The sequence below is a fragment of the Lacticaseibacillus pantheris DSM 15945 = JCM 12539 = NBRC 106106 genome, assembly GCF_001311175.1.
Lineage (GTDB): Bacteria > Bacillota > Bacilli > Lactobacillales > Lactobacillaceae > Lacticaseibacillus > Lacticaseibacillus pantheris.
Genome location: NZ_BBAI01000008.1, coordinates 65,599 through 74,108 on the forward strand (window position 1 = coordinate 65,599; position 8,510 = coordinate 74,108).

The 8,510-nt window shown below is 51.6% G+C and carries 6 protein-coding genes, 3 pseudogenes and 1 other annotated feature; all 9 genes and pseudogenes read right to left on the minus strand.

Annotated features, from left to right (window positions below; all coding sequences use genetic code 11):
- Positions 1 to 95: 95 nt before the first annotated feature.
- The 9 genes and pseudogenes from JCM12539_RS04455 to JCM12539_RS04495 all read right to left on the minus strand — a co-directional run bounded on the left by JCM12539_RS04455 (position 96) and on the right by JCM12539_RS04495 (position 7,778).
- Positions 96 to 731 (minus strand): GyrI-like domain-containing protein, encoded by a 636-nt coding sequence (locus tag JCM12539_RS04455; RefSeq protein ID WP_054649573.1) that lies wholly within the window; start codon positions 729 to 731, stop codon positions 96 to 98.
- Between the two features lie 133 nt (positions 732 to 864).
- Entirely contained in the window at positions 865 to 1,230 is a 366-nt protein-coding gene (gene rplL, locus JCM12539_RS04460) for a 50S ribosomal protein L7/L12 (RefSeq protein WP_054649576.1), read from the minus strand.
- Positions 1,231 to 1,293: 63 nt separating this feature from the next.
- Positions 1,294 to 1,800 (minus strand): 50S ribosomal protein L10, encoded by a 507-nt coding sequence (gene rplJ, locus JCM12539_RS04465; RefSeq protein ID WP_054649578.1) that lies wholly within the window; start codon positions 1,798 to 1,800, stop codon positions 1,294 to 1,296.
- A 34-nt stretch (positions 1,801 to 1,834) separates the two neighbouring features.
- Positions 1,835 to 1,956, minus strand: a sequence feature (ribosomal protein L10 leader region).
- Positions 1,957 to 2,060: 104 nt separating this feature from the next.
- Complete coding sequence (locus tag JCM12539_RS04470) at positions 2,061 to 2,492, minus strand: DUF5362 family protein (protein ID WP_054649580.1); 432 nt, start codon at positions 2,490 to 2,492, stop codon at positions 2,061 to 2,063.
- A gap of 96 nt (positions 2,493 to 2,588) precedes the next feature.
- Positions 2,589 to 3,335, minus strand: coding sequence for a DUF5362 family protein (locus tag JCM12539_RS04475; RefSeq protein WP_054649582.1), 747 nt, complete (start codon positions 3,333 to 3,335; stop codon positions 2,589 to 2,591).
- A gap of 240 nt (positions 3,336 to 3,575) precedes the next feature.
- Positions 3,576 to 4,264, minus strand: a pseudogene (gene rplA / locus JCM12539_RS04480) (50S ribosomal protein L1).
- A gap of 111 nt (positions 4,265 to 4,375) precedes the next feature.
- Positions 4,376 to 4,804: a 50S ribosomal protein L11 gene (rplK, locus tag JCM12539_RS04485; protein WP_054649586.1), complete on the minus strand. Its 429-nt coding sequence runs from the start codon at positions 4,802 to 4,804 to the stop codon at positions 4,376 to 4,378.
- An 800-nt stretch (positions 4,805 to 5,604) separates the two neighbouring features.
- Positions 5,605 to 6,536: pseudogene (locus JCM12539_RS04490) on the minus strand (dihydroorotate oxidase).
- A pseudogene (locus tag JCM12539_RS04495) lies at positions 6,536 to 7,778 on the minus strand (MFS transporter). Before JCM12539_RS04495 ends, JCM12539_RS04490 begins: the two co-directional pseudogenes overlap by 1 nt.
- Between the last annotated feature and the right edge of the window lie 732 nt (positions 7,779 to 8,510).

Genomic DNA, 8,510 nt, shown 5'->3' on the forward strand with positions numbered 1-8,510 from the left:
CGCCAACACTGATACACACCGTTAGCTTAGAACGATCAGTCATCCGGAAAAAGGCTACACCGTAACCATTATTTTTTTTATTACCGACAACCAGTTTATTTTTGCTGCCGCTGTACCCGGTAACGCAGTAACGTCCGCATCTTTGCCGGGTCCGTGCGCCGCGGGTCACTCAAATAAACCTCCCGGTGCCAAAACTCATCCATAATACTAATCTGCGTCAGGTCATTTACTGCCAAAAATGACTGCATTTTCGCAAAGGTGTTGACCTCATCATCGTAAGGCCCAACATGAATTGCCTGGACCGATAAACCCTCGGTGTAGTCGCGCCACTCAACTTGCGCGACCGCTAATTCAGGCTTCTTGACCTGCACCTGCTCAACGGCAGCTGCAAAGTCCGCCCGCTTAATAATATCGGGCTGGCGAATCATAACGCGGTACTGCAATGCGTCCTTATTGAGCTCGGCTCCCCGCGAACCGTCACTAGTGGTCCACACACCTTCAAGTGGGTAAACCGTGTACTCAAAGGGGGCGCCATACTCGCCACGCTTGGCGGCCATCCTCAATGTATAGGCCACCCCATACAAAGATTGAATGCGATCCGCAAATTCCGGTCCGTTAGGGTTGCCCGCTCCGTCAATCGTAATAAAATGCATGCTGGGTACATCGACCAGCTCAATCCCTCTAGGCAGATATAAATTTCGTTCCGTCTTGCGCCACTCATATTTTGCCATTCTGGCCCCCACTTTGGTCTAGTTACAATTTACTTTGATTGTACAAGATAAAACCGTGAGTTAAAAGTTGCGTGATATAAAAAAAACGCCCGCCACCCATAACGGATAGCGGACGTTCACAGACGGGCTTAAATTACTTAACAGTAACTTCAGCGCCAACTTCTTCAAGCTTAGCCTTGATGTCGTTAGCTTCGTCTTCGGTAACACCTTCCTTGACGTTAGAAGGAGCGGCGTCAACGACACCCTTAGCATCCTTCAAGCCAAGACCAGTGATTTCACGAACTGCCTTGATAACCTTAACCTTCTGCTGACCAGCATCAGTCAGTTCAACGTCAAAGCTGTCCTTAGCGGCAGCGTCGGCACCAGCAGCAGCGCCAGCAGCAACTGGAGCGGCAGCGGTAACACCAAATTCTTCTTCGATAGCCTTTACAAGGTCGTTCAATTCAAGGATGGAAGCACCCTTGATCTGTTCAATAATAGCATCTTTGTCCAAAGCCATGATTGAATCCTCCATTTTTTTAAGTTTTGTGAGTAACGTTACGCGGCGAAGTTCAAGCGGCCATTAAGCAGCTGGTTCTTCGTCTTTGCCTTCTGCAACAGCCTTGACGACGTACGCGAAATCGCGAACAGGTGCCTGAATGGCAGATGCGATCATCGAGATCAAGCCATCGCGGTCTGGTAGACTTGCCAATTGGTCGATTTCTTCGAGACTGGCTTGTTCGCCCTGAATAATACCACCCTTAAGCTTCAGGGTTTCAAATTGGCCGGCGAACTTCTTACCAATGCGGGCCGGAGCCACAACATCAGATTCAGAATACAAAATAGCTGTAGGGCCAGTGAAGAGTTCGTCCAAACCTTCGTAACCAACTTTATCAGCGGCACGACGCAAGTAAGTGTTCTTAACCACTTCCATCTTGGAATCACTTTCACGTAATTCCTTACGCAGCTGAGTAACCTGGTCAACCGTCAAACCACGGTAGTCGATAACGACAACAGTAGCGGCGTTCTTGAGGTTTTCAGCGACTTCGTCAACAACCTTAGCCTTTTCAGCAATAATTGCTTCACTCATGTGTTTTACCTCCTTTGTAGTATTGTGGTGGAATTTTTATATAAAAAAACTCCATGTCCACCAAGACATAGAGGTATCGAATGTTGCTTGATACCACCTCGGCAGGATAATTAAGGCTGACGCCCCCTGAGTCTTAGGTGAAGTTTTAACACAAAGGATAGGTTACCATGTCCGCACGTTCCCGTCAAGCCATTGCAGAAAATACCCATACGCACAAAAATGGCTGGCGCCAATTTCTGGGGGCCAGCCATTGCCATTACTTATTCGTGCCGGCGCAGAATGCGTTCCTTCAACGATTCGTACTCCGTTTCTGATAACACGCCTTTTTCTTTCATTTCAGCGGCGCGTTCCAGATCATCAAAGTCGTCAGCCGACTGCGCCTTCTGGTGCTCTGCACGAAATTCTTCAGTGTCCGCACTGCCAGCCATTACGTAGGCTACCAACTCTAGCACCCCACCAACGACGGTAAAGATGAGGAAGAAAATACCCCAACCCAGCATAGTGTTGCGCTGCTCGATAAACTGCTCGTCGGTAGCGTTCCTGAACTTAAGCAATAACGCTCCGCCGATAATAATTGGTACACCAACCACGGCGCCAATCAGACTGAGTGTCAGTAATGCCCCTACCACGATGGACCAAATAGCACCAACATAGGACAGTGTTTTGGCCGTCTGTAAACTCGGTTTACGCATAATCTCATCCTCCAATAGTCGTGTCTTCTTTATACTGATAGCATAACAACCCTAACCCCGTTAGGCATCAGTCGTTAGACTGATTTGCCCCTTTTACTAATTGTCGTTAGTGTCTGAACCCTTGTCATCAACAATCTTTGACTCTGATTCGGTATATTGCTGCGATTCACCGCCAACCGACTGACTGCCGGTCGTGCTGGATGACTCAACTGTCGCCGACTGACTCTCAACTGCTTTAGTCGATTCAGTCGCCTCCGATTGGGTACCATCGGCATTTGCCGACGCCGCAACCGTCGATTGACTTGCAGAAGGGGCCACTGAGTCGTCCTTCAGCAACTGACTCTCTGCTGCACTAGCCGACTGATCATCTTCCGTAGCTGACGCAGTCGTTCCTGCAGCCTCACCGTTATCTGTAGGTGTGGCTTGCACACCCTCCTGCCTCAAAGCAGCAGCCTTAATATCATCAAACTCGGAGGCCGAAATCACGCCCTTTTCCTTCAAATCGTAAGCCCGTTCAACGCTACTGAAGTCCATTGCAGACCTTTGCTCCGCACCGCCAGATACGTAGCTGTTAACCTGGAAGTACGCAATCAACTCCAGAACACCACCGATAACAGTGCATAATAGGAAGAATATCCCCCAGCCCAACAACGCTCCCCGGTGCTCGTACAAAGCATCATCACTGTAATCGCGGAACTTTAGTAAAAGAACGCCTCCTACAATCATCGGTACGCCCATAATGATGCCCAGGACGGTTAAACAATAAAGTGCGCCCAAAACAATCGCAACAATGGCACCAATAAATGATAACGTTTTTGCAGTCTGTAGCTGTGAATTTTGCATGATTCTCTCCTCTAATATGTAACGGTAACACCCATGAAGTTGAGTATATCATAGTATTGGCCTGCTTTTAATGCTAAACATTACATATGGTAGCCTATATTGAAAATGGCAATATCAGCATGAGGTCCAATAATATTTGCCTGATCAATGGGCCAGACCGCGACACTGTCACAACATTTTTCACCATAAAAAAAACGGCCAGTCCACAATTAAGGGACTGACCGTATCTTGTTAGTCTAATTAGAACTGGTTGGCGTCAACGCGGACACCAGGGCCAAACGTGCTCGTTACAGTCAGTGACTTAACGTAAACACCTTAACCGTGGCTGGGCGGGACTTCAGCATCGTGTCGTTGAAGGACTGGAAGTTTTCCAGCAACTTGTCGGCATCGAAGCTAACCTTACCGATGATGGCGTGGATGATACCAGCCTTGTCGACACGGTAGGCAACCTGGCCGGCCTTGATGTCGTTAACGGCCTTGGTTACGTCCATCGTCACAGTACCAGTCTTAGGGTTTGGCATCAAACCCTTAGGACCAAGCACACGACCAAGACGACCAACCTGGGCCATCATTTGTGGCGTCGAAACGGCCACATCAAAGTCCATGAAGCCGTCAGCAACGTCTTCAACCAGGTCCTTGCCACCAACGCGGTCTGCGCCAGCTGCTTCGGCCTGCTTTGCGGCGTCGCCTTCAGCGAAGACGATCACTTTTTGGCTCTTACCAGTACCGTTTGGCAATACGATTGCCCCACGGATCTGCTGGTCGGCCTGCTTTGGGTCAAGGTTGAGGCGGTAAGCCACCTCAACGGTTGCATCAAAGCTTGCGTAGTTTGTTTCCTTAACTAAGTCGAGGGCTGCCTTTGGGTCGTACACCTTGTCGGCGTCAACCTTCTTCACGGCCTCGAGGTACTTCTTACCATGTTTTGCCATTCTGGGATTTTCCTCCTTGCAAATGTGGTCAACGGACGCGCACGTCCTTCCACTTGATTACGTCGGCTTTTACCGACAATCCGTCCTGCTGTTCCGGCTCAAAGCGCGGGTTTAGCCCTCGACTTCAATACCCATAGAACGAGCGGTACCTTCAACCATGCGCATAGCAGATTCTACACTACCAGCGTTAAGGTCTTGCATCTTCGTCTCAGCAATCTGCTGAACCTGGTCCTTGGTAACCTTGGCTACCTTCTTGGTGTTTGGTTCACCAGAACCCTTGGCAATACCGGCGGCCTTCTTCAAAAGAACGGCTGCTGGTGGAGTCTTGGTAACGAAGTCGAATGAACGGTCTTCGTACACAGTGATGATAACAGGAATCATGATACCTTTTTCCTGGTCCTGAGTACGGGCGTTAAATTCCTTCGTGAAGCCAGAGATGTTAATCCCAGCCTGACCCAAAGCAGGCCCAACTGGCGGCGCTGGAGTTGCCTGACCAGCGGGAATCTGAAGCTTAACGACGTTTGCTACTTTTTGTGCCACGAATAATTACCTCCTTATTACGTGCTGTGGTGTTGATGGCCAGTAGTTTTGGCCTCCCACTTGTATGCACAAAACATACTTGAATAATATACCACAGTCACTTAGGTGTTTCAAACATTTGCGCTATTGGTCGCCAGTTATTGTGCGGACCAATGTGTGTTTGCCGGCAGCGTTGGCCGGACCGCTACGCTAACAATTGCATCTCACAAGCAGACGCTTTCACCGTCCACAGATTTCCAAGAGTCCGTTGATTAAAATCTCAGTCACCCTGACCATGAACCCATGTATTCGGTGATACAGCCTTGCGTTTGTGATGTGCCCTGTAAACATGACGATTACTATCTGTCACTGAGCGTAATTACTGGAAGGTAGCAGTTGAACAAGCTGTTCATCAATAGGTTCGCAAATTTGGTTCTGGCCGGTAGGGAGTGCCATGGGTTGTGGAGACAACTGCACCCGGAACGGAGACCATCTACCGTTGGTTGTACTGGTGTGGTGGTGGAGGTTGAGCGGCTAGGCCCGCGACGGCTGCATGCCCGTAGTTCTGTTAGAGTTACTGCCAGTTGGTGCTTTAGCACCTACTGGCAGTTACGATTTACAGAATCAAATTGGCTAGACCGAGTGGTTTTCTCGGGCTACGGCAATTCGCGGTAGCCCGGCACGGGCGTGAGCGTGAGGCACGTAGCCGGTCGCAGGGACCGGCCGCTCAACCGGAACCACCACGCCAGTACAACCAGCCAACGGTAGCGGTCCACCGAGTCGTAGTACCCCACCGGCCAGAGCCGCCACCATACCAACCCCTATACCGTGTGTAACTGTCCAACCGTGCTCGTGACGTCAGCGTAGCCCTTGCTATCAAGGATAGACTGAAGTTCGCCGTTCAAGCGGTCGAACACCGCCACACCTTCTGGTCCAAACGCCGTCGCCACCTGCACCATCGAAGCTCCACACAGAATCAGGTCGTACACATCCCGACCCGTCTGCACGCCCCCCGTACCAATCAAAGCAATGTCGTCCCGCAGCCGCTCGTGCAGCGCGCGGACGTTTGCTAGTGCAGTTGGTTTCGCGTACCCACCGCCAATTCCACCAAAACCACCTTTGGGCTCAATCATCGGCGCGTCCGTCTCGGGGTCAACAAAGAACCCGTTGCCTAAACTGTTGATGCTGTTCGCGTACTTAATGGGGTACTTATTCAAAACAGCGGCAATCTGGTCAAAGTGGATGGGGTCAAAGAATGGCGGCAACTTTACCCCCAGTTCCAGATTGTCAAAACGGTCGAACACCTTGGCCAGCAGCTTGTCCGTCGCGTCAAAGTCGTAAGCCAACTGCGGGTGCCCCGGAATGTTCGGGCACGACAGGTTAAGTTCGACGATACCGGCAAAGTCGCTCGCGGCAATTGTCTCCAACACCGCCATCTGATCCTCCTCGGAGAAACCAGCGACGGATAAGAAATTATTTGCGCCCTGATCCGGCAAACTAGTCAAATAGTCCAAATAGTACGGCAACCCCTTGTTCGGCAGACCCATGGAATTGATACTACCGTACGGCAAAGCGACATCCGGTGACCGGGATTACCAGCGCGTGGTTCCCGGGTTGCCGTCTTCGTGACGAAACTCCCCGCGCTGCTTTGCCGCAACGCCTCCAGCTCCTCCACCGTGGTGCAGCGCACACCGGCTCCGTTCATCAATGGGCTCGTATATGTCCGCCCCAGAAACTTGGTAGTTAACGTCATTATGCTGCCTCCTCTGCCTGCGCGTGCAGGTGCCGTAACCCGTGCATCGAAATCATCGTGATAAAGCTGAGCGTGTAGAGCGCCGCCAGGAACCCCATGACAACGAGGAGCGAGTAGCGGTCCATCAAGAATCCAATCACGACGGACGAAAAGCCCCCAATTGCCCGACCAATATTGACAATCACGTTATTGGCCGTGGAGCGGATGGCGCTCGGATAAAGCTGGCTGATAACCGCGCCATACCCACCAAACATACCGTTGGAAAAGAAACCGACGACGGCCCCCGCCACCAGCATGGTTGCCCGACTGTTGACCATGGCGATACCAAACACCGACAAGGCGGACGCAATGAGGAAAATACCGAAAGCACGCCGCGGGCCAAACTTATCCAGCACCGTACCAAAGGTCATCATGCCGAGGCTCATACCAATGATTGTGGTAATCATCCATACCGATGAGCCCGATACGGACAGGTGTAGCTGCGCCTGCATGATGGTCGGCAACCAGCTCATGAGGCCAAAGTAGCCAGCAATCTGCACAATCACCATGAAGATCAGCGACAAAGTTTGTACCGTCAACCGTGGCGTCTTGAATAATTCGCTCACGGCAACCCGTGGTGTGGCCCCCGCGGCTTTACGTTCGAGGAAACTGTCACTCTCACGGACATGCCGGCGAATGAACACGATGAGGACTACCGGCACGACGCCGACCAGGAAGAGCACGTTCCAGGTGCTGATGTTCAGGATCCAGGCGGCGACAATTGCGGCGAGCACTGCCCCGACCTGGCCACCAACCGCCGCAACGGAAGTCAGCCGGCCGATGTCCTTCCGCGGAAAGTTATCGGCGATGAGGGTAATCCCGACACCGTATTCACCACCCGCACCAATGCCCGCAATGAAGCGGCAGATGTAGACCATGTAGACGTTGTGGGCAAAAAAACATTGCGGCGGTAGCGATGGCAAAAATAAAGACCGTTTGCGAGAATGTTTTCACACGCCCGAAACGGTCACCTAAAATACCGAATATTAAACCACCAACCAGCATACCGAGGTTGGTAACAGTGGCAATAAAACCTGCCTGGGTGCCGCTCAGATGCATATCGGCGGCGATGGAACTCAAAGCAAAGGACAGGAACATCACGTCCATGTTCTCCAACGCAAAGCCGGCACTGGTGGAAGCCAGCACCCACTTGCGCTGCGTAGCCACTGACTGTGGCTGCGGAACCGACACTACTTGACTCATAATAATCCCTCCAAAATGGCTGCTCACGGGCAACCGTTATTTTGTGTTCATACATCGCAAGCAGTATCCCACATCTCCGCCACCATGGCAAGAGGTATGAACCGACCGGGTTGGTGAGGTAGGGAGGATCCGGCGGGAGGGCTTAATCTGCGGCCGAAGCTACGAGCCTCACGCTCTCGCCCGTTCCGGGCTACCACGAAAATTTGAACTCGAGAAAATCACTCGATTTCAAATTTTTGATTCTGTACGTCGCTCCGCTCCTACAGAACTTCGGGCCTGCAGCCGCCGCAGATTAAGCCTCCCGCCTACACCTCCCTACCTCACCAACCCTAGTTTTGCTTCCGCGCCAAATGAAATTCAACACAGTATTTGCTATGTACGTCCCTGCAATATTAATAAAATATCTCACCGGTGAAATCGCAATAATTATTTTGCCGGTGGACCGAAAAAAAACGGGTGGTGAAATTTCCAGGATGCAGTGACATCAGAAAACGGTTAAGCGTCTGAACAAAACACCCATTCCAAGGTTTTGCTAGAAGGAACGTGTGCCGGGGTAGTGGCCTGGTGGGTGGAGCCGACTGGGACTGGAACGGTGACCGCTGTTAGGGGCTTGCCGCCGTAAGAGCGAAGCGATGTACGGCGCGACGAACTTAGAGACTGACTGCCCGGGCTTGGCAGGCAGGCTCTAAGTCGCACCGGAAATCGGCGCTCTTTGCCGATTGGAGTTTCGCC

Bases quoted from the DNA above. Each gene is read 5' to 3' on its own strand.
- JCM12539_RS04455 (WP_054649573.1), bottom strand. From the start codon at position 731: ATGGCAAAATATGAGTGGCGCAAGACGGAACGAAATTTATATCTGCCT.
- rplL (WP_054649576.1), bottom strand. From the start codon at position 1,230: ATGGCTTTGGACAAAGATGCTATTATTGAACAGATCAAGGGTGCTTCC.
- rplJ (WP_054649578.1), bottom strand. From the start codon at position 1,800: ATGAGTGAAGCAATTATTGCTGAAAAGGCTAAGGTTGTTGACGAAGTC.
- JCM12539_RS04470 (WP_054649580.1), bottom strand. From the start codon at position 2,492: ATGCGTAAACCGAGTTTACAGACGGCCAAAACACTGTCCTATGTTGGT.
- JCM12539_RS04475 (WP_054649582.1), bottom strand. From the start codon at position 3,335: ATGCAAAATTCACAGCTACAGACTGCAAAAACGTTATCATTTATTGGT.